Source organism: Actinoplanes sp. HUAS TT8 (assembly GCF_051380535.1).
Classification (GTDB): Bacteria; Actinomycetota; Actinomycetes; order Mycobacteriales; family Micromonosporaceae; genus Actinoplanes.
Genome location: NZ_CP195646.1, coordinates 11,392,225 through 11,418,545 on the forward strand (window position 1 = coordinate 11,392,225; position 26,321 = coordinate 11,418,545).

The window sequence follows — 26,321 nt, forward strand, 5'->3', positions numbered from 1 at the left end:
ACCGTCCGGTCCGCGCGCCTGTGGCCGTCCGTCGGCGTCACGCGCCCGGAGATGCGAGCCAGGAGATCCACTGGATGGTGGCGCCGACCAGTGCGAGGCTGCCGATGACGAGTCGGGCTATACGGCGGTGTTCGGAGCGGCGCCACGCGTGACACCAGGCCACGGCCGCGTCGGCGAGGGTGAGTAAACCTGCTCGGGCCGTACTGTCAATCAGAGCGGCCTTGTGGAAAGCGATGCTGGCGGCCGGGCCGCCCACCTGGACCAACTGTTTTTCCGGCGTGCGGAGCACGCGGACCTCGACCTCGTAGACCTGGTCGTCGCGCCACGCCTTGGTGCGTTTCAGGATGCGTTTGTGCAGGTAGACGCCGGGGGCGTCGGAATCCGTGAGGCGGCCCCAGAAGTGCAGGCGGCGCCAGTGGGCGGCCAGGTCGATCAGCGCTTCCTGGTAGATCTCGTGGCCGACCGGATTGCCGCCGGTCAGGCGCAGGGCCGCGTGCCGCAGCTCGCGCTCGTGGGCGGCGACGGTATCGACGAACTCCGGTGGCGGATCCTCGTCCATCGGCGGAATGAGGTACATGGTGACCTCCCACGCCCATCGTCGAGGCGTGTCGGCGGCGGGCGCAAGAGGGCCGCGTACTAGGGTGTCGAACACACGTACGTGAGGGGAGGCCGTGTGCGCGTGCTCGGCATCGACCCGGGTCTCACCCGGTGTGGCGTCGGTGTGGTCGAGGGGGTGCCCGGCCGTCCCGGCACGCTGATCGCGTATCACGTGGTCCGCTCGGAACCGGACGAGGACATCGCGCTGCGACTGCTGCACCTGGACCGGAGCCTGGGCGAGCTGGTGGCCCGGCACAAGCCGGAGAGCGTGGCCGTCGAGCGGGTGTTCTCGCAGCACAACGCGCGTACCGTGATGGGCACGGCGCAGGCCAGCGCGGTCGCGATCCTGGCCGGCTCGCGGGCCGGCCTGCCGGTGACGACCTACACCCCGAGTGAGGTCAAGGCGGCCGTGACCGGGTCCGGCACCGCCGACAAGGCACAGGTCACGGCCATGGTCACCCGCCTGCTGAAGCTCGACGCGCCGCCCAAGCCGGCCGACGCGGCCGACGCCATCGCCATCGCCATCTGTCACATCTGGCGCGGGGGCACCCGCGCGAAGATCCAAGCCGCGGCGATCGCCGCCGCCCGCAGGAGCAGCCGATGATCGCCAGCGTGCGCGGTGTGGTCACCGCGATCCTTCCGGACAGTGCCGTGGTCGAGGTCGGCGGTGTCGGCATGCGCGTGTTCTGCACGCCGAACACGCTGGCCTCGCTGCGCTCCGGGGCCGAGGCGCGGCTGGCCACCACGCTCATCGTCCGGGAGGACTCGCTCACCCTCTACGGTTTCGCCGACGACGACGAACGGCAGCTCTTCGAGCTGCTCCTGACGGCCAACGGGGTCGGCCCGCGGATCGCTCAGGCGGTGCTCGCGGTTCATCAACCCGATTCCGTACGCCGTGCGATCGGCGGCGGTGACATCGCGGCGCTGACCCAGGTCCCGGGCATCGGCAAGCGCGGCGCCGAGAAGATGATCGTGGAGCTGAAGGACAAGATCGGCCCGATCGGGTTCGGCGACGGGGCGGGCACCAGTGTGCTCGCCGGCGGCTGGCAGGACCAGGTCCGGCAGGGCGTGCTCGCGCTCGGCTGGAGCGCGAGCCAGGCCGATCAGGCGGTCGCCGCGATCGGCGAGACGATCGACGGTGAGGTGCCGCCGGTGCCGATGCTGCTGCGTCAGGCGATCCGGCTGCTGGGCAAGACGCGATGAGCGATCTGTCTCCGGATGTTCATGACGAGGAACTGGATGCCGAGGCCAGTGTCCGGCCACGCCGGCTGGTCGACTTCATCGCCCAGCATCGGGTCCGTGACCAGCTGGAACTGCTGCTGAAAGCGTCGATGGGCCGGGGCACGCCGCCCGACCACATCCTGCTCTCCGGCCCGCCCGGCCTGGGCAAGACCACCCTGGCCAACATCGTGGCGGCCGAGCTGGGCACCGGGATCCGGACCACCAGCGGCCCGGTGATCGAGCGCTCGGGTGACCTGGCCGCGATCCTGACCGGGCTCTCCGAGGGCGACGTGCTCTTCATCGACGAGATCCACCGGATCGCCAAGCCGGCCGAGGAACTGCTCTACAGCGCGATGGAGGACTTCCGGGTCGACGTGGTGGTCGGCAAGGGGCCGGGGGCCACCGCGATCCCGCTCGACGTGGAGCCGTTCACGCTGGTCGGCGCGACCACCCGGGCCGGCCTGCTGACCGGTCCGATGCGCGACCGGTTCGGTTTCGTCGCGCACCTGGACTTCTACTCACCGGCCGATCTGGACGCGCTGCTGCACCGTACGGCGCGGATCCTCGGAGTGCCGATCACGGCCGAGGGGGCCGCCGAGATCGCCGGGCGCTCCCGGGGCACGCCGCGTATCGCGAACCGGCTGCTGCGCCGGGTCCGGGACTACGCCGAGGTGCGCGGCGACGGCGTGGTCACCGTCGAGATCGCCAAGGCGGCGCTGAAGGTGTACGACGTCGATGCGCTCGGCCTGGACCGGCTGGACCGTGCCGTGCTGCGGGCGCTGATCGAGTCGTTCAAGGGCGGTCCGGTCGGTCTCTCCACCCTGGCCGTCGCGGTCGGTGAGCAGTCCGACACCGTGGAGGAGGTGTGTGAGCCGTTCCTGGTGCGGGCCGGGTTGCTCGCGCGGACTCCGCGGGGCCGGGTCGCCACCGAAGCGGGCTGGGCGCATCTCGGGAAGACTCCACCCCAAGACGGCAGGTCCGGGGTGTTTCAGGGGGACCTGTTCGCACGAGATACATAAATATCCCTCGTGATGTGAACGTGACGTGTGCCGCATTCGTAGTCTCCAGGTTGACCGATTAGACTCGCCCCCGCTTCAACCCGGATGTTTTGACGCCCCGGCACGATCTCCACAGGGATCCCGGGGGCCTACGGAAGGCTTTTCTCGTGTTTAGCGTGGCCGAGTCCGCCGGCGGGGGTAACCCGCTGAGCCTGTTCCTGCCCTTCGTCCTCATCATCGGCGTGATGTATTTCCTGGTGATGCGGCCGCAGCAGAAGCGGCGCCGTGAGGCGATGGAGCTGCAGAACAAGCTCGGCCCCGGCGACGAGATCGTCACCATCGGCGGCCTGCACGGCACCGTGGTGGGCATCGAGGACGACGTGGTGACTCTGGAGATCGCTCCGGAGGTTCAGGTTCGCTTCGCCCGCCCGGCCATCGCCCGCGTGGTCACCCGCGCCGACGAGCCGGTCACCGAGGCCGACGAGGAACCCGTCACCAGCACGGAACCCGTCATCGAGGAGACGCCGAACCCGGTCGTCGACGTCCGTAAGCAGGACTGACAAGATCCACCTCGGACCGGCCCCGGCTTCCCTGCCGGCGGGCCCGGTCCGCTCCGGCCGCCGTCCGACCGTCGACGGCCGGCCATCGATCGACAGCGCCGCGCGGGTCGCGGCCGAACACAGGGAGACCTAACGCCGTGGCACGACCACCACAGGGACAGATGCATCCTGGACGCCAACTCGGCGTGCTCGGCCTGATCTTCGTCGTCCTGTATCTGCTGGTCTTCTTCGCCGGTGACGCCAAGGGCAGCTTCACCGAACGCCTGAAGCCGAAGTTCGGCCTGGATCTGGTCGGCGGCACGCAGGCCACCTACATCGCCACTCAGGCCGGTGGGGATCCGACGCAGGAGGCGATGGACCAGGCTCGCCAGATCATCGAGAACCGGGTCAACGCGCTCGGTGTCTCCGAGGCCGAGGTGGTGGTCCAGGGCCGGAACACGATCGTGGTCTCCCTCGCCGGCAAGGCCGACGACCAGCTCAAGGACCTCGGTAACGCCGCCAACATGCGGTTCCGGCTCCTGATCGGGACGACCGGGGACGTGGCCGCGAGCGCGCTGAACCCGGCGTCGCCGTCGCCCAGCGTCGCGCCCAGCGGTGCCGCCCCGTCGGTCGCGCCGTCCGGCTCGGTCGCCCCGGTGACCAGCGGGAGCGCCCCGTCGGTGACCTCCGGCCCGTCGGCCGGCACCGGTGGCCAGGGCGGTGGCGAGGCGGTGCCCAGCGCCACCCCGTCGGTGACCCCGAGCGCGGCCCCGTCGGCCGCGGCTCCGGCCGCCACCCCGAGCGCCGCGGCCTCGGAGGCTCCGGTCACCGCGAGCGTCGAGCAGCAGCGCGAGGCGATCGCCAAGAAGGTCGGCGCGCCGCTGTGGGCGCAGGCCCAGAAGCTGACCGCCCCGGTCGACCTGACCAGCGACCCGAAGGCCGGTCTGGCCTACAAGGCGTTCAACGCGCTGTCGCCGGCCGAGGTGGCCGCGCTCAGCCCGGAGATGCAGTTCAACATCCCCACGATCAGCTGCGACCAGCTCGACAAGCGGCCGAACGGCTCCATCGACAACCCGGACGCGCAGGTCGTCGCCTGCTACAGCGGCCAGGCCAAGGTTCTGATGGACAAGGCGAAGGTCGTCGGTGACGACGTCTCCAGCGCCAGCCCGCAGCTCGACAGCCAGAACGGCCAGTGGGTGGTCTCGCTCGACTTCAAGAGCGAGGGCCAGAAGAAGTGGGCCGACCTGACCCGGGTGGCGTACAACGCGACCTCCAGCGACCCCTGCTACACCGCCGTCCAGGCGCTCTACGGCTCGGCCGAGCACTGCGCGGTCGCGGTCATGCTGGACAAGGAGATCCTGTCGGCGCCGCAGATCCAGGCCGTGCTGACCGGTTCCTCGCAGATCACCGGCAGCTTCACCGCGGTCACCGCGAAGCAGCTGGCCGACCAGCTCAAGTTCGGTGCCATCCCGGTCACCTTCTCGGCCGGCCCGATGCAGACCATCTCGGCGACGCTCGGTCTGCAGCAGCTGCAGGCCGGTCTGCTCGCCGCGGCGATCGGCATGGCGCTGGTGGCGGTGTACGCGTTCTTCTACTACCGCCTGCTCGGCTCGGTCATCTTCCTGAGCCTGCTGCTGTCCGGTCTGCTCACCTTCGGTGCGCTGATCTTCCTGGGGCGGACCATCGGTTACACGCTGACCCTGGCCGGTATCGCCGGGTTCATCGTGTCACTGGGTGTCGCCGCCGACTCGTTCGTCATCTATTTCGAGCGGCTCAAGGACGAGATCCACGAGGGCCGTTCGCCACGCAGCGCGGTGCCGCGGGCGTGGCACCGGGCCCGCCGGACGATCATCTCGGCGAACACGATCACCATCATGTGTGCGGTGGTGCTCTACATCGTGTCGATCGGCGCGGTCCAGGGCTTCGCCTTCGCGATGGGTCTCGCGACCGTGCTCGACCTGCTCGTGGTGTTCCTCTTCCGGCACCCGATCATGACCATGTTCGCCAACACCAAGGCGTTCCTGTCGCCGCGGGTCAGTGGCCTGGGCCGCGTCCTGCGCCGCAACTCGACCGAGGAGTCCGTCTCCTCGCGTGTGAAGGAGGCCTGAGATGGCCAGTTCCGGTCTCGCGTCCCGCCTCTACGCGGGTGAAGCCAACATCAACATCGTGGGCCGCCGGAAGATGTGGTTCACGATTGCGGCCGCGCTGGTGCTGATCTCGATCGGCAGCTTCGTGATCCGGCAGTTCGAGCTCGGCATCGAGTTCGCCGGTGGCACGTCGTTCAGCGTGCCGGCCTCGGCGTCCGGCAAGACGCTGACCCAGAACGACGTGGCCGCCGCGGTCGATCGGGCCGTCCAGTCGGCCAACCCGGAGGCCTCGATCGGCGCCGCCCAGAAGGTCGGCGACGGCAAGGACGCCACGTACACGGTCCGCGCCACCGCCCTCAGCCCGTCCGAGGCCGAGGAGGCCAAGGCGACCCTGGTCAAGGACCTCGGGGTGGACGCCAGCAAGATCAGTGACAATCAGGTGTCGGCGGCCTGGGGCGGTCAGGTCACCCGGCAGGCCGTGATCGGTCTGATCGTGTTCCTGGTGCTCGTGGTGGCGTACCTGATCATCCGGTTCGAGTTGCGGATGGCGATCGCCGCGCTGGCCTCGCTGCTGCTCGACCTGGTGCTCACGGCCGGCGTCTACTCGCTCGTCGGCTTCGAGGTGACGCCGTCCACGGTGATCGGCTTCCTGACGATTCTCGGTTATTCGCTGTACGACGTGGTCGTCGTCTTCGACAAGGTGCAGGAGAACACCCGCGGGATCACCGCGGGCAGCACCCGCACCTACTCGGAGGCGACCAACCTGGCCGTCAACCAGACGCTGATGCGCTCGCTGAACACCGGTCTGGTGGCTCTGCTGCCGGTCGGCGGTCTGCTCTTCATCGGTGCCGGCCTGCTCGGCGCCGGCACGCTGAAGGACCTCGGTCTGGTGCTCTTCGTCGGCATGGGCTTCGGCGTGCTCTCCTCGATCCTGTTCGCGGCGCCGGTGCTCAGCGCGCTGAAGGACCAGGAGCCGAAGATCAAGGCGCACAACGCCCGGGTCCTGGCCCGGCGCACGACCCGGTCGGACGACGTCGCCAAGGGCGACCGGAGCCGCCCGGCCAACGCGACGGACTCGGACGTCCCGGCCATGGCCGGCAGCACCACCCCGCGCCCGGGCGCCCGCCCGCAGGCCCGGCGCAACAACAACAACCGCCCCGGCGATCGCCGCCGATGAGATGACACGAGGGTTTTCGGTGGCCGTGGGGTTTGCGGGCGCCGGAAACCCACGAGTCATCTCATCGGGTACCAGGCGATCGCCCGCGCAGCGAAGCGGAGCCAAAAGGCTCAGTGGGAAGCGCTAGCAACTCAGCTCGAACCTGAGGCCCGTCACCATGTCCTGGTGGCGGGCCTTTAGGCTGTCCGCCGTGACTAGCGAGAACGCCCCCGTGACCGGGGACAGCGGGCCCGAGGTGGCGGCCCTGGTGGCCGGCGTCAGCATCGACGTGCCGGATTTCCCGAAGCCCGGCGTCGTCTTCAAGGACCTGATGCCGCTCTTCGCCGACGGCGCGGTGTTCCGCCAGGTGATCGATGCGATCGTCACTCATCACGGGCGTGCGTCGTTCGACGTGGTGGCGGGCGTGGAGGCGCGGGGGTTCGTGGTGGCGGCGGCGCTGGCCTACGCGACCGGCACCGGCGTGGTCCCGATCCGCAAGGCCGGGAAGCTGCCGCGGAAGGCGCTGTCCGCCTCGTACGCGCTGGAATACGGTGAGGCCACCCTGGAGGTGCACGAGGACGCGTTCATCGCCGGACAGCGCGTCCTGGTGGTCGACGACGTGCTCGCCACCGGGGGCACCGCGGCGGCCGCGATGGACCTGGTGGAACGGGCCGGGGGCACGGTGTCCGGCTTCTCCGTCCTGATGGAGCTGGGCTTCCTGGACGGACGGGAAAAACTCGGTCCCCGTACGGTGCACGCGTTGCTGACCGTTTGACCCGGCTTCGCTGGGTTTCGACCGGTCGGTCCACCTGAATCCGCTGGTTCAGCCAGGGCAATCGCGAGGTCGGTGCGGGTAGGATGGTCGTTCCAGAGGGCCCACCCCCTGGGGAGTTACTCAACTTGGCGAAGGTGATGGGGAGGCCGGTGTCCAGCGACGTCGTCCCTCCGGCGGAGGGCACGGTGCAACCGACCCACAACTCGCGGAGCGGCACGGGCGAGGTTCCGCCCGCTGACCAGCCCGGCGTGGACGAGAAGACCTCTGTCAACGGGAACGGAGCCGCACCGGCGGTCTCCGGTGAACTGGAGCTCGCTCAGCCATCCTCGACCGGTGAGACCACCGGGTTCGGCTTCGCCAGCGCGCCCACCGGGCGGCGGGTTCGCGCCCGTCTGGCCCGGTTCAACGCGCCCTGGCAGAGCACGCAGGTCAGCGAGGTGCTCGAACCGCTGATCGCCACGCACCGGGCCAGCCACCCCAAGGGTGACGTGCGCCAGCTGCAGAAGGCGTTCGACGTCGCCGCGCGCTGGCACTCGGGGCAGTACCGGAAGTCCGGCGATCCGTACATCACGCATCCGCTGGCCGTCGCCACCATCCTGGCCAACCTGGGCATGGACACCACCACGCTGGTGGCCGCGCTGCTGCACGACACGATCGAGGACACCGACTACGGCCTCGAACAGATGCGCAACGACTTCGGCGCCGAGGTGGCGCTGCTCGTCGACGGCGTCACCAAGCTCGACCGGGTGAAGCTCGGCGACGCGGCCAAGGCCGAGACGATCCGCAAGATGGTCGTCGCCATGGCCAAGGACCCGCGCGTCCTGGTGATCAAGCTGGCCGACCGGCTGCACAACATGCGCACCCTGACCTTCCTGCCCCGCGCCAAGCAGGAGCAGAAGGCCAAGGAGACGCTGGAGATCCTGGCCCCGCTGGCCCACCGGCTGGGTATGAACACGATCAAGTGGGAGCTGGAGGACCTGGCCTTCGGCACCCTGTTCCCCAAGCGGTTCGAGGAGATCAACCGCCTGATCGGGGAGCACCAGCCGCAGCGCGAGGCGCTGCTGCGCCAGGTGACGAACCGGGTCAGCCTCGACCTGAAGTCGGCGAAGATCAAGGCCGAGACCACCGGCCGCCCCAAGCACCTGTACTCGATCTATCAGAAGATGATCGTCCGGGGCCGGGACTTCAACGACATCTACGACCTGGTCGGCGTCCGCATCCTGGTCGACACGGTCCGCGACTGCTACGCCGCGCTCGGAGTGATCCACGCGAACTGGCAGCCGGTGCCGGGCCGGTTCAAGGACTACATCGCGATGCCGAAGTTCAACATGTACCAGTCGCTGCACACGACCGTGATCGGTCCGACCGGCAAGCCGGTCGAGATGCAGATCCGGACGTTCGCGATGCACCGCACGGCCGAGTTCGGCATCGCCGCGCACTGGAAGTACAAGGAGCAGAAGGGCGCGACGATCGTCGGCCCGCCGGCTCACATCGACGAGATGACCTGGCTGCGGCAGCTGCTCGACTGGCAGCGGGAGGCGAGCGACCCGTCCGAGTTCCTGGACGCGTTGCGCTTCGACCTCTCCAGCCAGGAGGTGTACGTCTTCACGCCCAAGGGCGACGTGATCCCGCTGCCCACGGGGTCGACCCCGGTCGACTTCGCGTACGCGGTGCACACCGAGGTCGGGCACAAGTGCATCGGCGCCCGGGTCAACGGCAAACTGGTGCCGCTGGAGTCGACGCTCTCCAACGGCGACGTGATCGAGATCTTCACGTCCAAGTCCAGCACGGCCGGCCCGACGCAGGACTGGCTCGGCTTCGTCAAGAGCCCCCGGGCGCGGACGAAGATCCGGCAGTTCTTCAACAAGGAGCGCCGCGAGGAGGCGATCGAGGACGGGAAGGACGCGATCGTCAAGGCGATGCGCAAGCAGGGTCTGCCCCTGCAGCGCATGCTGACCAGTGAGAACCTCACGACGATCGCGCGTGACCTGCACCTGCCCGACGTCACCTCGCTCTACGCCGCGGTGGGGGAGAGCACCGTCTCGGCCCAGTCCGTGGTCGCCAAACTCGTCGCCGGCTTCGGCGGCGAGGAGGGCGCGGTCGAGGACATCGCCGAGACCGCCGTCGCGACCCGCCCGCCGCGCAACCGCAGCACCGCGCAGGATCCGGGCGTGGTGGTGAAGGGTGTCTCCGACGTCTGGGTGAAACTGGCCCGCTGCTGCACCCCGGTGCCGGGCGACGCCGTGTTCGGTTTCGTCACCCGCTCGGGCGGGGTCAGCGTGCACCGGGAGGACTGCGCCAACGCTCAGGACCTGCGCGAGCAGGAGGAGCGGGTGGTCGAGGTGAGCTGGAAGCCGACGTCCGCGTCGACGTTCCTGGTCGCCATCCAGGTCGAGGCGCTCGACCGGCACAAGCTGCTGGCCGACGTGACGCGGGTCCTCTCCGAGGAGCGGGTCAACATCCTGTCCGCGACGGTGACCACGACGCGGGACCGGGTGGCGGTGAGCCGGTTCACGTTCGAGATGGCCGACCCGAAGCACCTCGGTCACCTGGTGGCGGCGGTCCGCAAGGTCGACGGCGTCTTCGACGCCTACCGGGTCACCTCCGGGGCCTGACCCACAGCTGAAGCGACACGAGCGCCGCCCGGGTTTTCCCGGGCGGCGCTCGTCGTTCGCCGTCGTCGCCCGCCAGCCGTCGTCGCCCGCCAGCCGTCGTCGCCCGCCAGCCGTCGTCGCCCGCCAGCCGTCGTCGCCCGCCAGCCGTCGTCGCCCGCCAGCCGTCGTCGCCCGCCAGCCGTCGTCGCCCGCCAGCCGTCGTCGCCCGCCAGCCGTCGTCGCCCGCCAGCCGTCGTCGCGCGGCGGCCGGCTGGTGCTCAGGGCTGTTTTTGATGCCATAAGACAGCCCTGAGCACCAGCCGGGGGGCGGGAGCCGCGTTGCCGGCCGGAGTGAGGCGGGGGTCGCGAGGGTGAGTGGCCACGAATGCGCAAGTCGCCGAGGCGGACCTGGAGTGCAGCGGCCTGGCGACGTGGGGCTGCCCGGGGACTCCGACGTCCGTACGGAAAAAGAAAAAGGGCGACCCGGAGCGGGCCGCCCTCCTTCCGGAAAGCTCGGGTCAGGAGACCGTCATGGTCTTGATGTCGAGTTCCTTCTTCGGGTGGCCGCCGCCGGCGGACGCCTTGAAGGCCTCGTCGTCGCCGGCCTTGACCACGTCCTTGACCAGGTCCAGGCCCTTGGTGATCTTGCCGAGGAGCGTGTAGTTCGCGGAGAGCTTGGTGTCCTCCGAGCAGATGAAGAACTGGCTGCCGGTCGAGCCGGGCTGGCCGGTGTTCGCCATCGCGATCGAACCCGCGGGGTACGGGTTGTTCGTGTCGGTCGGCAGGTTCTCCTCGGCCATCGTGTAGCTCGGGCCGCCGGTGCCGTCGGTGTCGCGGTAGCCCTTGCCGGTGGCGAACGGGTCGCCGCACTGCAGGACCTTGAAGCTGTCCTCGTTCACCAGGCGGTGGCACTTGGTGTTGTCGAGGAACTTCTTCGACGCCAGGTACTTGTAGCTGGCGCCGGTGCAGGGCGCCTTGCTCAGGTCGATCGTCGCCTCGATCGGGCCCAGGTTCGTGTCCAGGGTCAGCACGCTGGTGCCGGTGTTGGGCACGTTGGCGGGCGGGGTCCCGACGTCCTTGACCTTGCCGCCGGCGCTCGCGTCGGCCGGCGTCCAGGTGCAGGCGACCGTGCCGGCCGCGGTGGCGCTGCCCGCGGTGGTCTTCTTGTCGTCCTTCTTCAACGCGCTGAAGATCCACACGGCCGCACCGGCGATCACCACGACGGCGATGGCCGAACCGATGATCGCCTGGCGCTGCCGCCGCTTACGCGCGGACGCGGCGCGCTCGGCCATCTCCTTCTCGAGCCGGGCTCGCGCGGCCGCGCGCTGCCGGTCCTTGATCGACGACACGTCGTTCCTCCTGCTGGTCTCTTCCCTGGTCTCTTCCGTGCTCACGACTGCACGCTCGCCGAGGGAGCTGCCGCGACAGTGTCGGCGGCGACGGTCAGGCTCTTGATGGTGATCTTCTCCTTGGGCTTGACCTTGTCTCCCGCGTCATCGGTCACCGTGGGAATCTTGCCGATCTTCGCCAACGTGTCCAGCCCGCCGGTCACCTGGCCCACGATCGAGTAGATCGGGTCGGTGGTCGGCGCGTAGTCCTTGAAGAAGATGAGGAACTGGCTGCCGTTGCTGCCGGGCGGGTTGCCGAACGTCGCGACGGTGCCGGAGGGGTAGAGCACCGCGGGCTTGGCCGCGGTGGCGGCACTGGCCGACGGCTGGGGTGCGGCGGCCGGGGTGTTCTCGTCGTAGAAGCTGTAGGCCGGGCCGCCCTGACCGGTGCCGCTCGGGTCGCCGCAGTGCACCGCGCCGATGTCCAGGATCTCGAAGCAGTCGGTGTTGTCGAAGAACTGCTTGCCGGCCAGGTAGGAGAAGCTCGCGGCGGCGCAGGTGGCGCTCGCGACGTCGAGCGTGGCCGTGATCGGAGCACCCAGGCTGGTGGTGATCGTCATGGCCTCGGTGCCGGTCTGCGGAAGGTCCTTGGTGGGCGGTGTGCCCACGTCCTTCAGGTCCTTGTTGGCCGAGGTGTCGCTCGGCGACCACAGACAGATGTCGGCGGCCGCGGTCGAGGTGGTGTCCTTGCTGTCGAAGGCACCGCCGATCCAGGCGCCGCCGACCGCGACCAGCAGGACCGCGAGCCCCGTGCCCACGCCGGCCAGGACGCGGCGACGCTTGCGCTCCCGGACGGCCTTGCGGGCCATCTGGCGATCGAATTTCGCGCGCGCTAGCTTGCGCTGCCGGTCCTTGCTGGGAGCCACTAACGCTGTCCTTCCCGGTGTATGTCAAGGGGTGCGGCACGCCACACGCTCGGGAGAGTGTACGGGTACCTCCTGAGAAAGTGGTGTGCGGCTGCCCAGCTAGGCTCGTTACGATTCGCACCTGTTTTTCTGTGAGTTCTCGATGAGGGGGACCGGCCAGTGCTCGTCGCCAGCTTTCCGGCGCAGGCCTTCGGCACCAACTGTTATGTGGTGGCCGCGGGCCCGGGCGAGCAGTGCCTGATCGTCGACCCCGGTATCGGTGTGCTCGACCAGTTGGACGAGGTGCTCGCGCAGCACCGGCTCGCCCCGGCCGCGGTGCTGCTCACGCACGGTCACCTGGACCACACGTTCTCGGTCGCGCCGGTCTGCGGCGCCCGGGGCATCACCGCCTACGTGCACCCGGACGACCGGGAGATGCTGGCCGATCCGGCCAAGGGACTGAGCGCCGATCTGAACTCGCTCTTCGGTGGCCGGATGCAGTACACCGAGCCCGACGACGTCGCTTCTTTGGTGGACGGCGCGACTTTAAACATTGCCGGCATTTCGGTCATTGTCGACCATGCACCGGGCCATACCGGCGGGTCGGTGCTGTTCCGCCTGCCGGGCGAGGGCTCCTCCTGGGACGCGGAGGAACTCTGTCTCTCCGGAGACGTGCTCTTCGCGGGCTCGATCGGACGCACCGACCTGCCGGGTGGCAGCACCCCGACGATGATGGCGTCGCTGCGGGACAAGATCCTGCCGCTCGCCGACGACACCGTCGTGCTGCCCGGCCACGGACCGGCCACCACCATCGGCCGTGAGCGCGCGTCGAACCCGTACCTGCGGGAGTTGACCGCGGCGCCCGGTCGCTTCCTTTAGTTCGTTTAGGAGCATCTGTGCCCATCTCCGGCTTCCCTGAATGGCTGCCGTCCCAGCGCATGATCGAGCAGTACGTGCTGGACAAGATCCGTTCCACCTTCGAGTTGTACGGCTTCGCCCCGCTCGAGACGCGGGCCGTCGAGCCGCTGGACACGCTGCTGTCCAAGGGCGAGACGTCCAAAGAGGTCTACCTGCTGCGCCGCCTCCAGGAAGACCCCGAGTCGTCCTCGAAGGCCGATGATCAACTGGGTCTGCACTTCGACCTGACCGTGCCGTTCGCGCGTTTCGTCACCGAGAACCACGGCAAGCTGACCTTCCCGTTCCGGCGGTACCAGATCCAGAAGGTGTGGCGCGGCGAGCGCCCGCAGGAGGGCCGCTACCGCGAGTTCCTGCAGGCCGACATCGACGTGGTCAACCGGGACACGCTGCCGTTCCACTTCGACACCGAGATGCCGCTGGTCATCGGCGACGTGTTCCGGTCACTGCCCATCCCGTCGGCGACGATCCTGGTCAACAACCGGAAAGTCTGCGAAGGCTTCTACCGGGGCCTCGGCCTGGCCGACACGGCCCAGGTGCTGCGGACCGTCGACAAACTCGACAAGATCGGGCCCGAGAAGGTGGCGGCCGCCCTGGTCGAGACCGCGGGCGCGACCGACGCGCAGGCCGCGGCCTGCCTGAAACTGGCCGAGATCTCGACCACCGACGGGTCGTTCGTCGATGCGGTCCGGGCCCTCGGCGTCAGCGACCCGCTGCTCGACGAAGGCCTGAGCGAGCTGCTCCAGGTGGTCGAGGCCGCCAACGAGCACACGCCCGGACTGATCCGGGCCGAACTCAAGATCGCCCGTGGCTTGGATTACTACACCGGCACCGTCTATGAGACCCAATTGCAGGGGTACGAGCGAGCCGGCTCGATCTGCTCCGGTGGCCGCTACGAGACGCTGGCCTCGGTCGGCAACACGCGGTTCCCCGGCGTCGGCATCTCGATCGGCGTGTCCCGGATGCTCGGCCTGCTCTTCGGGCAGAACGCGCTGACCGTCTCCCGCTCGGTGCCGACCTGCGTGGTCGTCGCCCTGCCCAGCGACGACCAGCGGGCCGAGTGCGACCGGATCGCGTCCGCGCTGCGCCGGCGGGGCATCCCGACCGAGGTGGCGCCGACCGCGGCCAAGTTCGGCAAGCAGATCCAGTTCGCGGATCGGCGCGGGATTCCGTATGTCTGGTTCCCGGGCTCGCCGGACACGGTGAAGGACATCCGGTCGGGGGAGCAGGTGGAGGCCGACGCCGCGACCTGGACCCCGCCGGTCGCCGACCTCCACCCGGCGATCACCGGCATCTGACAGTACGGCGATCGGCGTCCCACCTTTATGGGGCGCCGACGCACATCTCCACCCGGTTCACGTCGCGCATCCGGCCACCTGGCAGCAGTCGGCTGGCGCTGAGGGCTGCGTCGCCTGCCCTCCATCAGCCATGAGTGCCAGCTGCGGGTCGTCAGCTGGTGCTGGTGGCTGTGCTGTGTGCTCTCCGTCAGCCGTGAGTGCCAGCTGCGGGTGGTCAGCTGGTGCTGGGGGTTGTGTCGCCTGCTCTTCGGCAGCCGTGGGTGCCAGCTGTGGGTGGTCAGCTGGTGCTGGGGGCTGTTGTGAGGGTCGGCTGGTGCCGGGCGAGTTCGGTGGCGATCGTGAGGGCGGTCTTGTGCGGGGCCCGGAGTACGTCGTTCGCGGTGAAGCGCAGAACCGTCCATCCCGCGTCGCGCAGCGCGTTCAGCCGGTGGACGTCGCGACGGAACTGGGTGCGTTCCCGGTGGTGATCACCCTCGTACTCGGCGGCCACGCGGGCCGCGGGCCAGCCGAGATCCACCCGGGCGACGAACCTTCCGAGGTGGTCGCGGACTTCGAACTGAGGTTGGGGACGAGCGATTCCGGCATCGTGGATCAGGAGGCGCAGCCGCGTCTCCATCGGTGACTCGGCCCGGCAGTCGGCCAGACTCAACACCGCACGCAGCCGCGCTGCTCCGGGCCATCCGGGACGTTGTCGCGCCAATCCGGCGGCCGCCTCGGCCTGCAGGGTCCGCTCGCGAAGCATCGCGTCGATCAGCATCACCGCATCGGTCCGCGACAGGCGCCGGCCCAGGTCGAATGCGGTGCGCGTGGGTGTCGTGATCGGTACGCCGCTGAGAACGGTGAGGTCCTCCGGAGCGAGGACGGTGTGGTGCGTCATGATCCGGCGGTTCCGCTTCGTCCATCGATCCCGGGGTGCCACCACGGACACCGGGGGATCCGGGTGGAGCAGCTCGGCACCCCACAGATGGGCGGCGCTGGGGCCGCCGATCGCGGTGCCCGCGGGTAGGGCCAACCCGACCGCCGCGCACCAGACGCGGTGATCGATCGGCAGATCACGGTGCACGTACACGTCGGGGAGAAGGCGTCGCCAGGCGCTGCCGCGTAGGGCGCCTCTGGTTGTCCGGCCTTCGGCTATCGCGACCGAGCCGCGAAACGGGATCCTGGTGAGTTCGTCCGGGGTGGAGGACAGGGCGGGAGTCACGGCGACAGGATCGCGCGATTCGCGCCGTCGCCGTTTCCGGCCTGTGGACAACCCGCCGGCTCACCGGCCGCCGTATCCACAGCCATGAGCCCCGCCCGGACCGTGGCGACCCGTTCGGAGCCGTGAGCGCCAGCTGGCTCTCGGCGGCTGGTGCTGGTGGCTGCTTGCGGGCTTGAAAGCAGCCGTGAGGGCCAGCTGGGGGTTGCGGGCTGGCGCTGGTGGCTGTTTTTGCCGCTGGGTGGAGCCGTGAGCACCAGCTGGCTGTCCGCGGCTGGTGCTGGTGGCTGCTTGCGGGCTCAGGAGCAGCCGTGAGTGCCAGCTGGCTGTCGGCGGCTGGTGGGGGCTCGGGGAGGGGCCGGCTGGGGGTTGGGGGGACCTGAGCGCCGGGCCGGTGGGGAGGGGCGTTTGGTCAGGGGGTGGGGAGGTCGAAGAGGAGGCAGGTGGAGGTGGCGTGGGCCAGGAGGCGGTTGCGGGCGTCGGTGAGGCGGGCTTCGGCCAGGGCGGTGCGGCGGCCCTGCTGGAGGACGGCGCCGGTGCACGTGATGAGGCCGGTGGCGACGGTGATCGGGCGGAGGAACTTCACGTTCAGGTCCATGCTGGTGTAGCCGACGCCGGCCGGGAGCGTGGTCTGGACGGAGCAGGCGGCGGCGGTGTCGAGCAGGGTGGAGATGATGCCGCCGTGGACGGTGCCGATCGGGTTGTAGTGGAACTCCTGCGGGTCGAGGGTGACGGTGACGGTGCCCGGCTCGACCTGGAGGCGGTGGCCGTCGATGAGCTGGAAGATCGGCGGGGGCGGGACGTCGCCGGCCGCCATGGCGCGCAGGACGTCCAGGCCGCTGCGCTCGATGAAGAGCTTGGCGTGTTCGGCCGGGTCGGTCCAGGTGAAGGTACGGGAGCGGGCCTGGGTCTGGGTCATGGACCCAGGCTGGCATCGGGTTGCTGCGTCTGTCAACGAGACCTAGCCTGGGCCGATGGTCGGACATGTCACACCAGGAGCACCGACAGGAACGCAGGCAGGAGTGCCGGCAGCGGTGCAGGCCGAGGGGTCGGCACGGCCGGAAGCGCTCGACTGGGGCGTGGACAACTGCACCGTCAGCCGGGCGATGGAGATTCTCGGCGAGAAGTGGACGATGGTGGTGCTGCGGGAGATCTTCTCCGGGATCCGGCGGTTCGACGACATGCGGGTGCGGACCCGGGTTCCGCGCCAGGTGCTCGCCAATCGGCTGGTCGCGCTGGTGGAGGCCGGGGTGTTGCGCCGGGAGCCGTATCAGGAGCCGGGCGCCCGGGTCCGCCACGAGTACCGGCTGACCGAGAAGGGGTTCGACCTCTATCCGGTGCTGATCGCCCTCGGTGACTGGGGGAACCGGTATCTCGCGGATCCGGAGGGCCCGCCGATCCAGTTCGTCCATCGGGACTGTACGGCCGAGTTGCACGTCGAGCTCCGCTGCGCCGAGGGGCACGAGGTGTCCGACCGGCGCGACGTCCTGCCCCGGCCGGGCCCGGGAGCGCGGCGGAGGTAAAACGCCGAGGTAAGTCCGGCCTGAGCGAGGGCGACCGGGCGCAGAGATCTAAGTTGCTGAGGGTGTCCGAGAATCGATCCCCGCTCCGGGAGCCGGTCTTCCGCGCTCTCTGGATCGGCGTCCTGGCCAGCAATGTCGGCACCTGGATGCAGACGGTCGGCGCCCAGTGGCTGGTCGTGCACGAGGCGAACGCGGCGACCTGGGTCAGTCTGGTGCAGACGGTCACCACCCTGCCGGTGCTGCTGTTCGCGCTGCCGGCCGGCACGATCGCGGACGCCCTGGATCGGCGTCGGCTGCTCATCGCCGTACAGCTGAGTCTGTTTTTGATCGCAGCAACCCTGACCGTTCTGACGGCCTTGGGGGAGGCGGGCCCGGGAACGTTGTTGATCTTCACGTTTCTGCTCGGCTGCGGGCAGGCGCTGACGCTGCCGTCCTGGCAGGCGGTGATCCCGGAGGTGGTGCCGCACGACGAGCTGCCGTCGGCGTCGGCGCTCGGCGCGGTCAACACGAACCTGGCCCGTTCGGCCGGTCCGGCGCTGGCCGGCCTGCTTGTCGCCCAGTTCGGGTCGGCCCTGGTGTTCGGGGTCAACGCGCTGTCGTTCGCGGTCTTCGCGGTGGCGTTGCTGCGCTGGCGGCGTCCGAGGAAGCCGCCGGTGAGCCGTCCCGAGCACTTCGCGTCGGCGCTGCGGGCCGGTGGCCGCTATGTCCGCTGGTCGCCGGTGATCCGCCGGATTCTCGGCCGGGTGCTGCTGTTCGTGCTGCCCGGCAGCGTCGTCTGGGGCCTGTTGCCGCTGGTCGCGAGCCGGGAGCTGGGGATGGGGGCCAGTGGTTACGGCATCCTGCTGGCCGCGCTCGGTCTCGGCGCGATCGGCGGCGCGCTGCTGATGCCCCGGGCCCGGAAGCTGCTGCGGACCGACCAGATGATCGCCGTGACCGGTTCTGCCTATGGTGTCGCGCTGCTGCTGACCGCGCTGGTCCCGAGCCGCCTGGTCGTCCCGCCGGCGCTCGTCGTGGCCGGTCTGGCCTGGATGATGCTGGTGTCGCGGATGAACGTGGCGATGCAGCTCAACCTGCCGAACTGGGTCCGCGCCCGGGCCCTGGCGATCTACCAGCTGGTCTTCGCGGGCGGGCAGGCGCTCGGCGCGTTCGCCTGGGGGCAGTCGGCCGAGGCCTTCGGCCTCCGGCCGACCTTCGGGCTGGCGGCGGGTTTGATGCTGGCGGGCACTTTGACGGTACGGCTGTGGCCCGTCCACACCCACGAGGACGAGGACCGTTCGCCCGCCGTCTTCTGGGCCGAACCGCATCTCATGCTGCAACCGCACCTGGACGAGGGCCCGGTCCTGGTCTCGGCCACCTATTCGGTCCCGGCGGCGAACACCGCGGAGTTCGTCGCGGCCATGGAGGAGTTGCGGGGTTCCCGGCAGCGGACCGGCGCGACCCAGTGGGGCCTGTTCCAGGACGGCGCCGTGCCGTCCGAGTTCGTCGAGGTCTACCTGGTGCCGACCTGGGAGGAGCACCTGCGCCAGCACGAGGGCCGGTTGACCGGCGACGACGAGCAGGCCGAGCAGCGGGCGATCGCGCTGGCCGAGGGCCCGCCGGCGGTCCGCCATCTGCTGCCCGCCAAGCATTCCGATTAGCCGGATGTTTCGGTTTTGTTCCGATTAACCTCAACAGTGGCCCGAAAGGGTTCTCTGCTGAGGAGGCGCGGTGGACGCCCGGCTGTTGATCATCGGAGGCGCGGCCGGACCGGCGCTGCTCGTCCGGTTCGTGGAGCTGGCCGGGGCCGCGTCGGCCCGGATCGTGGTGATCGCGACCGCCAGTGAGATCCCGGAGACCGCCGAGGCGCACTACGTCGGCACGTTCACCGCACTGGGCGCGGGCTCGGTTCGCGCCCTGCGGTTGAGCACCCGGGCCGAGGCCAACGCACCCGGGGCGACGGCGGTGCTGCGCGCGGCCACCGGGGTCTTCTTCACCGGTGGTGACCAGCAGCGGATCACCACGGTGCTGGGCGGCACGGCCACCGACTCGTTGCTGCAGGAACTCGTGGCCGGCGGCGGGGTGGTGCTCGGCGGGACGAGTGCGGGGGCGGCGATGATGTCGGCCACCATGATCGTCGGCGGGGACGAGCCGGGCGTGTCCGCTGACGCCGTACGCACCGGTCCTGGTCTTGAATTTCTTCCGGGTGTGCTCATCGATCAGCACTTCGCCCAGCGCGGGCGGTTGAACCGGCTGCTCAGCGCGGTCGCCCGGTATCCGCACGAGCTCGGCCTGGGTATCGACGAGGACACCGCGATCCTGACCGACGGCGACCGCTTCGAGGTACTCGGCAGCGGCGCGGTCACGGTCGTCGACGCCGGGGCGGCCACCGACATCCGGGTCCCGCCGAGCGGCCCGATCGCGCTGGCCGGCGCACTGGTCCACGTGCTGCCGGCCGGCCACACCTTCCACCTGACCGGCCGGCGGCCGGGGATCGGGGACGACTCGTATGAAGATCGAGAGCCTGCGCCGCCTCCGCGGCCCGAACGTGTACCTGTCCCGGCCGGCGGTGGTGGCCCGGCTCCGGCTGGAGGAGTTGACCGGCCGGGAGACCTCTGACGTCACCGGTTTCACCGAGCGGCTGCTGCGGGCGCTGCCCGGGCTGGCCGAGCACCACTGCGCGGCCGGTGCGCCGGGTGGGTTCGTGAGCCGGTTGCGGGGCGGGACCTACTTCGGCCACGTCACCGAGCACGTGTGCCTGGAGTTGTCCCAGCTGATCGGCCGCGAGGTGAGCTTCGGGCGGACCGTCTCGGCCGGCGAGAGCGGGCTCTACGACGTGATCCTGGAGTGCCCGGTCGACGAGTCGCCCGACTCCCGCGTGCCCGGTGAGCTGCTGGACGCGGCGGTCGACCTGGTCCTGGCCGTGCACGCCGGACAGGTGAGCGGGCGGCCGGACGCGCGGCTGGCCGAGCTGGCCGCGTTCGCCGAGCGGGAGGCGACCGGCCCGAGCACCCGGGCGATCATCGCGGCGGCCCGGCGCCGGGGCATCCCGGTCGAGCGGTTCGACGATCTCAGCCTGGTCCGGCTCGGCTGGGGCACCCGGCGGCGGATGGCCTGGGCCGCGATGACCGACCGGACCAGCGGGGTGGGCATCGACATCGCCGGCGACAAGCACGTCACCCGGCGGCTGCTCGGCGAGGCCGGGATCCCGGTCGCGGCCGGGGGAGCGGCGGCCACCGCCGAGGAGGCGGTCCGGCTGCTGGGCGAGCTGGGCGCCCCGGTCGTGGTCAAGCCCCGCCACGGCCGGCACGGGCGCGACGTCGCGCTGGGCCTGAGCACGCCCGAGGCGGTCGAGCGGGCGTTCGCCGAGGCGGGCGGGGACGTCGTGGTCGAACGGCAGCTGGGCGGCCGGGACTACCGGGTGCTGGTGGTGGCCGGCGAGGTGGTGGCCGCGGCCGAGCGGATCGCCGCGCACGTGGTCGGCGACGGGCGGTCCACCCTCAAGGAGCTGGTCGACCAGGTCAACGCGGATCCGCGGCGCGGGGTCGGGCACTCACGGGTGCTGACCCGGATCACGCTGGACCGGGCCCGGTTCGACGAGACCGCGATTCCGCCCGAGGGCGAGACCGTCTGGCTGCGCGAGTGCGCCAACCTCTCCACCGGCGGGACCAGCCGGGACGTCACCGACCAGGTGCACCCGGACGTGACCCGGCTCTGCCAGCGGGTGGCCGCCCTGGTCGGGCTGGACATCGCCGGGATCGATCTACGGCTGCCGGAGATCGCGGCGCCGCTGCCACCGACCGGCGAGGAGGAGCCGACGGCCGGGGTGATCGAGGTGAACGCCGTCCCCGGGCTGCGGATGCACCTGGCCCCGGCGCGCGGCCGGGCCCGGGACGTGGGCGACGCGATCGTCCGGGCCATGTTCCCCGGCGGCTCGGACGGGCGGATCCCGACCGTCGCGGTGACCGGCACGAACGGCAAGACCACGGTCGCCCGGCTGACCGCGCATCTGCTCAGCGGCGCCGGCCGGCGGGTCGGGGTGACCACCACGGACGGGGTGTACGTGGACGGCCGCGCGGTCCACCTGGCCGACGCCACCGGGCCGCGGTCGGCGCAGCAGGTCCTGGGCGATCCGCAGGTCGAGGTGGCGGTGCTGGAGACGGCCCGGGGCGGGCTGCTGCGGCGCGGTCTCGGCTACGACTGGTCGGACGTCGGCGTGGTCACCAACATCACCGCCGATCACCTGGGGCAGGACGGGCTGGGCTCGATCGAGGACCTGGCCCACGTCAAGGCCGTGGTCGCCGAGCGGGTCCGGGACGGCGGCACGCTGGTGCTGAACGCCGACGACCCGTGGGTGCGCAGCCTGGCCGCCCGGCCCCGGGTGCGGGCCGACCGCAAGCGCCTGGTCTGGTTCGGGCTGGACGCGTCGCATCCGGTGCTGACCGAGCATCTCGGGCAGGGCGGGACGGCGTACGTCCTGCACGACGGCTGGCTGGTCCAGGCCACCGGCGCTCGCCGTACGCCGCTGCTGCGATTGGCCGAGGTGCCCGGCGCGTACGGCGGAGCCGCCCTGCATACCGCGGCCAACACGCTGGCCGCGATCGCCGCCGCCCGCGCGCTGGGCGCCCGCCCGGAGACCGTGGCCGGCCGGTTGAGCGAGTTCGACGCGAACATCGACAACCCGGGCCGGGGCACGCTCCTGCGGCTCGGCGACGTCTCGATCTTCCTGGACTACGCGCACAACCCGGCCGCGCTCGCCACCACCCTGCGCACGCTGCACCGGCTGTGGGGCGCCGACCGCTGCGTGGCCGCGGTGACGCTGCCCCCGGACCGCCGCGACGACCTGCTGGCCGCGTCCGCGCAGATCCTGGCCGACGGGTTGACCCGGGCCGTGCTCTACGACGACCGGGACACCCGGGGGCGTCCCGCCGGTGAGGTGTCGGCGCTCGTCGAGCGGGAGATGCGGGCCCGCCGGCCGCAGATCCGGGCGGTCCGGGCGGACGGCTTCCGGGAGGCGGTGACGACCGCGCTGGCGATGACCGCCCCGGGCGAGGTTCTGCTGGTGAACTACGAGAAGTGGGGGCCGATGCGGGCGTTCCTCGGCGAGCTGGGTGCGATTCCGGCCGGCGCCCATCCGGTGATCCCGATCTCACCCGCGATTCGTGCCACACCGCAACTCGCGCGAAACCTGACCACGAGCCCACGAACGGGTCAAGCAGTGTGACAGATCATGGACATTCATGATCTCTCTGCGTAGCGGAAACCTGACCGGTCGTGTATGGCTCCATCGTGGACCGACGTGAAACTTGAAACCGCAAGTTCCGACGAAGCGGGCAATCCCTCAGTGGGGTCGTGGCGGACCGTGACGGATTGTTAACAGAAAGCGCTTTCCTGGCCGTTCGGCCAGCTCTACGCGCCGCTCGGCTGATCCAACTCAGTGTGATGAGTGCCTGGTAGATCGCATGGTGCGTGGGTCGAACTAACGCCTTATAGGTACTAACATCCTCGCCGTCGATGGGGGATGCTCAGGATCCGTTGGTCGGGTCCCGACTCGCCCGGCGTCGGTCAGCATGGCGGTGCGGTCCGGCGTTTTTCCTCGAAGCGCGCATGTGGGGGCACATGAGCACGACGGACCTGCCCGGTTCGGGTCTGCTCGCCGGTCGATATCGGCTGGTCGAGCGCCTCGGAGCCGGCGGGATGTCAGTGGTTTGGCGAGGGTTCGACGAAGTGCTGGGGCGTCAGGTCGCGGTCAAGGTCCTGCCACCGTCCACCAGTGCCGATCCTTCGTTCCGGCGACGACTGCGAGCGGAGGCCCAGGCCGCGGCGCGGCTCAGTCACCCACACATCACCAACGTGTACGACTACGGCGAGGCCACCACGGTCGACGGTGAACCCGTGCCGTACGTCGTCATGGAACTCGTCGACGGCGAGTCCCTGGCCGCCGTGCTGGCCCGGGTCCGCACCATGCCGTGGGACGCCGCCGTCCGGATCAGCGCCGACGTCGCCGCGGCCCTGGCCGCCGCGCACGCGCGCGGGATCGTGCACCGCGACGTCACCCCGGCCAACGTCATGCTCACCTCGTCCGGGGCGAAGGTGGTCGACTTCGGCATCTCCGCCCTGATCGGGGAGAACGACACCGACCCGGACGGCAGCCTGCTCGGCACCCCGGCCTACCTGGCGCCCGAGCGTCTCGAGGGCGGCCAGGTCAGCCCGGCCACCGACGTCTACGCCGTGGGCCTGCTGATCTACCGCATGCTGATCGGCCAGCTCCCGTGGGACGTCGGCACCACCACCGCGCTGCTGCGCGCCCACCAGTACGTGGAACCCGAGCCGCTCCCGCCCGTCGAGGGCCTGCCGCACGAGGTGGACGCCCTGGTCGGCCGCTGCCTGGAGAAGCGCCCGGCCGACCGGCCGCCGACGGCCGAGGTCGCGCACGTGCTGGCGATCATCGCCGCCGGTGCCCCGGTGGCCCAGTCCGGCGGCTACCAGGCCGACTGGGGGGACAGCGGCGAGGACACCACGATCCTGCCGTCCGGGTATCCGTACGCCGGGATGGGACCGGCCGCGGCGGCCACGTCGTACGCCTCCGAGCAGGCGGTGCCGCAGCTGCGCCCGGGGGCGGGCGCTCCGTCCGCGCCGAAGGACTCGCGGCCGCCGGCCCGCAGCCGCAAGCAGGTCCGTACGCGAAGGGTCCTGGTTGTTCTTGGAACCATGGCCCTGCTCAGCGGCTTGACCTACGGCTGGAGCCTGGCCGCCCCGCCGACCGACAAGAGCCAGGCCAACACCGCGGTGACCGGCCCGGCCGTGGTCCCGGCCGCGGGCAACTGCATCGTCAGCTACGCCGTCTTCTCCCAGGAGAAGAACCGGTTCAAGGCCCAGGTGATCCTGGCCAACCGCGGCGACCAGCCGGTGGAGGACTGGAAGCTGTGGTTCCTGATGTCGGGTGACCAGGTGCTCTCCAACCCGAAGACGGTCGTGCTGACCCAGCAGAACCGGGCCGTCACGGTCGAGTCGGCGGCCGTGCTGAAGCCGCAGCAGAACACCACGCTGGAGATCACCGGCCGCTACACCAAGAGCAACGCGGCGCCGATGATCTTCCAGCTCAACGGCAAGAGCTGCCAGACGTACGTGTCGAGCGAGCCCGGCGAGCCGTCGCGCTCGGTCGAGCAGCTCGCCGACGGCACCACCCGGCTCGGCGCCCCGGCGTCGGAGTCCCCGGTGCCGGGCATCTCGGTCGACCCGCACGGCATCGTGGTCATCACGCCGACCAGCGCGACGCCCAAGAGCGGGACGAGCAGCACCCCGAACAGCGGCACGAGCAGCTCGCCGAACACCGGGACGAGCACGTCGCCGTCGCCGGACGGCGGGGTCACCAAGAGCATCGAGCCGCCGCCGCCGTCGTTCCCGCCGCCCAGCCAGTCGGCGACGGTCAGCGACCCGATCACCTCGGACACGCCGCCACCGCCGGGCACCTCGGTCATCGGCTGCGAAGAGGACATCGACTGCTGACGTGATCCAGCATCGGGGCCGGGCGTGATTGCCCGCCCCGATGCTGGGTACACAAGGGTCGAGCCGGAAAAATCAGAGGTTCTCCCGGCGCTCGCCGCGTTACGGTGAAGACGAGAACGACAGGCGCTCTGCTTCGATTCCGCCCCCGGTCCTCAGCCGGGACTGCGGTGACTTTCGCACGGCGTGGCTGCCGACCGGTGGGCTACTCGCGGCGATGATGGATTTGTGGGCTGCGAGTGCCGGCCGGACAACCAAGCAGGTCGTCGCAACGGGGAGTTCGACAATGATCAGCACTGTGAAGGATCTGGCAGCCGAGGCGCTGTTCGTCTCGTGTCTGCAGCCGTCCGAGGACCCCAGCCGGGTCGCCGTGGAGGAGGCGATCACCACCATGATCCTCCGGCACGGCAGCGACGGATGCGCCGCCGGCGTGGCCACCGAGTTCGGTGACCACCCCGATGTGGCCGTCCGCCGCATGCGCTGGGTGCAGACGGAGTTGGCCGAGGTCGTGATGATGCGCGCCCCGGTCCTGCACTGATCCCCTGAACGGCAACGATCCGCTCGACCATCGCGGTCGGAGCGGATCGTCGCGTCTCCGGGCCCGGGTCAGCCGTTGACCTGAGGCTTTATGTGAAAAAACTCCACAAAAGCAACCGAGTTCCGCCGCCGCTGCACCCGACGGCCACCAGTCTTCTTCTCGTCAGCCGGTTTCACCAGCCGGTTCGTACGAGCGAGGAGGACTACGTGACCCTCACGACCGAACTCCCCGCCACCATCGGCATCCACCACGACGTGCCCTCCGGGCGCGACATCGAGGACCTGATCCGCGAACACATGCCGATGGTTGGCCATCTGGTCAGGGAATTGCTCAACCGGGTGCCCGGCCACGTCCACTCGGACGACCTCTCGTCAGCAGGTTTCGCGGCGTTGCTCGGAGCGGCCCGCTCCTTCGACGTCACCCGCGGAATCCCCTTCCACCGCTTCGCCGCCGTGCGGATCCGTGGTGCTCTGCTGGACGAACTCCGTGGCCAGGACTGGGCCAGCCGATCGGTGCGGGCCCGGGCCCGGCGCGCGGCCACCGCCCGCCAGGAGCTCACCGCCGCCCTCGGGCGCACCCCGAGCGACGCCGAGGTCGCCGAGATGCTCGGCATCGGAGTCTCCGAACTGGCCAGCGTCGAGGACGACGTGCAGAAGGCATCACTGCTCAGCCTGCAAGGCTTCCCGACCGGGGCGGCCGAGGAGATGGTGCCGGAGCTGTCCGAGGGGCCGGAGGATCTGCTGCTCAAGCGGGAACGCCTGGGCTACCTGCATCAGGCGATCCAGGCGTTGCCGGAGAGGCTGCGCCAGGTCGTGGAGGAGTCGTTCCTGCAGGAGCAGCCGCTCAGCGAGGTGGCGCAGCGACTCGGCGTGACCGAGTCACGGATCTCCCAGCTGCGCACCGAGGCGCTGCGGCTGCTGCGGGAGGGCCTGAACAGCTCGCTCGCACCGGAGTTGCTGACGGTGGCGGCCGGCGGGCCCCGTACGCGAAAGGGATGTTTGCAAAGGCGCCGCAGCGAGTATTTCGCGAAGGTTCAGCAACAGGGGAATCTGCACACCCGGCTGGCCCTGACCGACAGCCATGGGGTGCCGATCGCGGTAGCGGCATAAGACCGATGGAACACCAGGAGGGCGGACCGGTTGCGGTCCGCCCTTCGCCATTTCCAAC

The 26,321-nt window shown here is 70.3% G+C and carries 22 protein-coding genes; 17 read left to right on the forward strand and 5 right to left on the reverse strand.

What is annotated here, in order from left to right; translation table 11 throughout:
* Positions 1–37 precede the first annotated feature (37 nt).
* Positions 38–577, reverse strand: a complete 540-nt coding sequence (locus ACSHV8_RS50895) for a hypothetical protein (RefSeq protein WP_436527790.1) — start codon at positions 575–577, stop codon at positions 38–40.
* Positions 578–673: 96 nt separating this feature from the next.
* Here ACSHV8_RS50895 and ruvC point away from each other — a divergent pair, with 96 nt between their 5' ends.
* The 8 genes from ruvC (at position 674) to ACSHV8_RS50935 (ending at position 9,988) form a co-directional block, all read left to right on the forward strand.
* Positions 674–1,201, forward strand: a complete 528-nt coding sequence (gene ruvC, locus ACSHV8_RS50900) for a crossover junction endodeoxyribonuclease RuvC (RefSeq protein ID WP_436527792.1) — start codon at positions 674–676, stop codon at positions 1,199–1,201.
* Complete coding sequence (ruvA, locus tag ACSHV8_RS50905; RefSeq protein WP_436527794.1) at positions 1,198–1,800, forward strand: Holliday junction branch migration protein RuvA; 603 nt, start codon at positions 1,198–1,200, stop codon at positions 1,798–1,800. Before ruvC ends, ruvA begins: the two co-directional genes overlap by 4 nt.
* Complete coding sequence (gene ruvB / locus ACSHV8_RS50910; protein WP_436527796.1) at positions 1,797–2,837, forward strand: Holliday junction branch migration DNA helicase RuvB; 1,041 nt, start codon at positions 1,797–1,799, stop codon at positions 2,835–2,837. Before ruvA ends, ruvB begins: the two co-directional genes overlap by 4 nt.
* A 146-nt stretch (positions 2,838–2,983) precedes the next feature.
* Positions 2,984–3,376 (forward strand): preprotein translocase subunit YajC, encoded by a 393-nt coding sequence (gene yajC, locus ACSHV8_RS50915; RefSeq protein ID WP_436527798.1) that lies wholly within the window; start codon positions 2,984–2,986, stop codon positions 3,374–3,376.
* A gap of 161 nt (positions 3,377–3,537) precedes the next feature.
* The gene (secD, locus tag ACSHV8_RS50920) at positions 3,538–5,463 is read left to right on the forward strand and encodes a protein translocase subunit SecD (protein ID WP_436527800.1); all 1,926 of its coding nucleotides are present in this window, start codon (positions 3,538–3,540) and stop codon (positions 5,461–5,463) included.
* A gap of 1 nt (position 5,464) precedes the next feature.
* Positions 5,465–6,619, forward strand: a complete 1,155-nt coding sequence (secF, locus tag ACSHV8_RS50925; RefSeq protein ID WP_436527802.1) for a protein translocase subunit SecF — start codon at positions 5,465–5,467, stop codon at positions 6,617–6,619.
* Positions 6,620–6,809: 190 nt separating this feature from the next.
* Positions 6,810–7,373: an adenine phosphoribosyltransferase gene (locus ACSHV8_RS50930; RefSeq protein WP_436527804.1), complete on the forward strand. Its 564-nt coding sequence runs from the start codon at positions 6,810–6,812 to the stop codon at positions 7,371–7,373.
* Between the two features lie 149 nt (positions 7,374–7,522).
* Positions 7,523–9,988, forward strand: a complete 2,466-nt coding sequence (locus tag ACSHV8_RS50935) for a RelA/SpoT family protein (protein ID WP_436527806.1) — start codon at positions 7,523–7,525, stop codon at positions 9,986–9,988.
* 497 nt (positions 9,989–10,485) lie between these two features.
* Here ACSHV8_RS50935 and ACSHV8_RS50940 read toward each other — a convergent pair whose 3' ends face one another.
* Together ACSHV8_RS50940 and ACSHV8_RS50945 are read right to left on the reverse strand one after the other, a co-directional pair.
* Complete coding sequence (locus ACSHV8_RS50940; RefSeq protein WP_436537354.1) at positions 10,486–11,316, reverse strand: peptidylprolyl isomerase; 831 nt, start codon at positions 11,314–11,316, stop codon at positions 10,486–10,488.
* A gap of 41 nt (positions 11,317–11,357) precedes the next feature.
* Positions 11,358–12,221, reverse strand: a complete 864-nt coding sequence (locus ACSHV8_RS50945) for a peptidylprolyl isomerase (protein WP_436527808.1) — start codon at positions 12,219–12,221, stop codon at positions 11,358–11,360.
* A 159-nt stretch (positions 12,222–12,380) separates the two neighbouring features.
* Between ACSHV8_RS50945 and ACSHV8_RS50950 the strand changes: the two genes are divergently transcribed.
* Positions 12,381–13,079: an MBL fold metallo-hydrolase gene (locus ACSHV8_RS50950; protein WP_436527810.1), complete on the forward strand. Its 699-nt coding sequence runs from the start codon at positions 12,381–12,383 to the stop codon at positions 13,077–13,079.
* Between the two features lie 17 nt (positions 13,080–13,096).
* Positions 13,097–14,413, forward strand: coding sequence for a histidine--tRNA ligase (hisS, locus tag ACSHV8_RS50955; RefSeq protein ID WP_436527812.1), 1,317 nt, complete (start codon positions 13,097–13,099; stop codon positions 14,411–14,413).
* A 277-nt stretch (positions 14,414–14,690) separates the two neighbouring features.
* Here hisS and ACSHV8_RS50960 read toward each other — a convergent pair whose 3' ends face one another.
* Both ACSHV8_RS50960 and ACSHV8_RS50965 read right to left on the reverse strand, forming a co-directional pair.
* Positions 14,691–15,614 (reverse strand): endonuclease domain-containing protein, encoded by a 924-nt coding sequence (locus tag ACSHV8_RS50960; RefSeq protein ID WP_436527813.1) that lies wholly within the window; start codon positions 15,612–15,614, stop codon positions 14,691–14,693.
* A 409-nt stretch (positions 15,615–16,023) separates the two neighbouring features.
* The gene (locus ACSHV8_RS50965) at positions 16,024–16,530 is read right to left on the reverse strand and encodes a PaaI family thioesterase (protein WP_436527815.1); all 507 of its coding nucleotides are present in this window, start codon (positions 16,528–16,530) and stop codon (positions 16,024–16,026) included.
* 55 nt (positions 16,531–16,585) lie between these two features.
* On the opposite strand from ACSHV8_RS50965, the gene ACSHV8_RS50970 reads away from it, so the two are divergent.
* The 7 genes from ACSHV8_RS50970 to ACSHV8_RS51000 all read left to right on the forward strand — a co-directional run bounded on the left by ACSHV8_RS50970 (position 16,586) and on the right by ACSHV8_RS51000 (position 26,263).
* A complete protein-coding gene (locus ACSHV8_RS50970) occupies positions 16,586–17,134 on the forward strand; it encodes a winged helix-turn-helix transcriptional regulator (RefSeq protein ID WP_436527817.1) in 549 nt (182 codons plus the stop codon).
* Between the two features lie 62 nt (positions 17,135–17,196).
* Entirely contained in the window at positions 17,197–18,771 is a 1,575-nt protein-coding gene (locus ACSHV8_RS50975) for an MFS transporter (protein ID WP_436527818.1), read from the forward strand.
* A gap of 70 nt (positions 18,772–18,841) precedes the next feature.
* Positions 18,842–19,729, forward strand: coding sequence for a cyanophycinase (locus tag ACSHV8_RS50980; RefSeq protein WP_436527819.1), 888 nt, complete (start codon positions 18,842–18,844; stop codon positions 19,727–19,729).
* Complete coding sequence (gene cphA / locus ACSHV8_RS50985; protein WP_436527821.1) at positions 19,620–22,334, forward strand: cyanophycin synthetase; 2,715 nt, start codon at positions 19,620–19,622, stop codon at positions 22,332–22,334. The genes ACSHV8_RS50980 and cphA overlap by 110 nt, the downstream gene beginning before the upstream one ends.
* A 395-nt stretch (positions 22,335–22,729) precedes the next feature.
* Entirely contained in the window at positions 22,730–24,619 is a 1,890-nt protein-coding gene (locus ACSHV8_RS50990) for a serine/threonine-protein kinase (RefSeq protein WP_436527823.1), read from the forward strand.
* Positions 24,620–24,902: 283 nt separating this feature from the next.
* Positions 24,903–25,154, forward strand: a complete 252-nt coding sequence (locus ACSHV8_RS50995; protein ID WP_436527825.1) for a hypothetical protein — start codon at positions 24,903–24,905, stop codon at positions 25,152–25,154.
* A 206-nt stretch (positions 25,155–25,360) separates the two neighbouring features.
* Complete coding sequence (locus tag ACSHV8_RS51000; protein ID WP_436527827.1) at positions 25,361–26,263, forward strand: sigma-70 family RNA polymerase sigma factor; 903 nt, start codon at positions 25,361–25,363, stop codon at positions 26,261–26,263.
* Positions 26,264–26,321: the final 58 nt, after the last annotated feature.

Excerpts from the sequence above, each read along its gene's own strand:
- ACSHV8_RS50895 (WP_436527790.1), bottom strand. The coding sequence starts at position 577 with ATGTACCTCATTCCGCCGATGGACGAGGATCCGCCACCGGAGTTCGTC.
- ruvA (WP_436527794.1), top strand. The coding sequence starts at position 1,198 with ATGATCGCCAGCGTGCGCGGTGTGGTCACCGCGATCCTTCCGGACAGT.
- ruvB (WP_436527796.1), top strand. The coding sequence starts at position 1,797 with ATGAGCGATCTGTCTCCGGATGTTCATGACGAGGAACTGGATGCCGAG.
- secD (WP_436527800.1), top strand. The coding sequence starts at position 3,538 with ATGCATCCTGGACGCCAACTCGGCGTGCTCGGCCTGATCTTCGTCGTC.
- secF (WP_436527802.1), top strand. The coding sequence starts at position 5,465 with ATGGCCAGTTCCGGTCTCGCGTCCCGCCTCTACGCGGGTGAAGCCAAC.
- ACSHV8_RS50965 (WP_436527815.1), bottom strand. The coding sequence starts at position 16,530 with ATGACCCAGACCCAGGCCCGCTCCCGTACCTTCACCTGGACCGACCCG.
- ACSHV8_RS50970 (WP_436527817.1), top strand. The coding sequence starts at position 16,586 with ATGGTCGGACATGTCACACCAGGAGCACCGACAGGAACGCAGGCAGGA.
- cphA (WP_436527821.1), top strand. The coding sequence starts at position 19,620 with ATGAAGATCGAGAGCCTGCGCCGCCTCCGCGGCCCGAACGTGTACCTG.
- ACSHV8_RS50990 (WP_436527823.1), top strand. The coding sequence starts at position 22,730 with ATGAGCACGACGGACCTGCCCGGTTCGGGTCTGCTCGCCGGTCGATAT.
- ACSHV8_RS50995 (WP_436527825.1), top strand. The coding sequence starts at position 24,903 with ATGATCAGCACTGTGAAGGATCTGGCAGCCGAGGCGCTGTTCGTCTCG.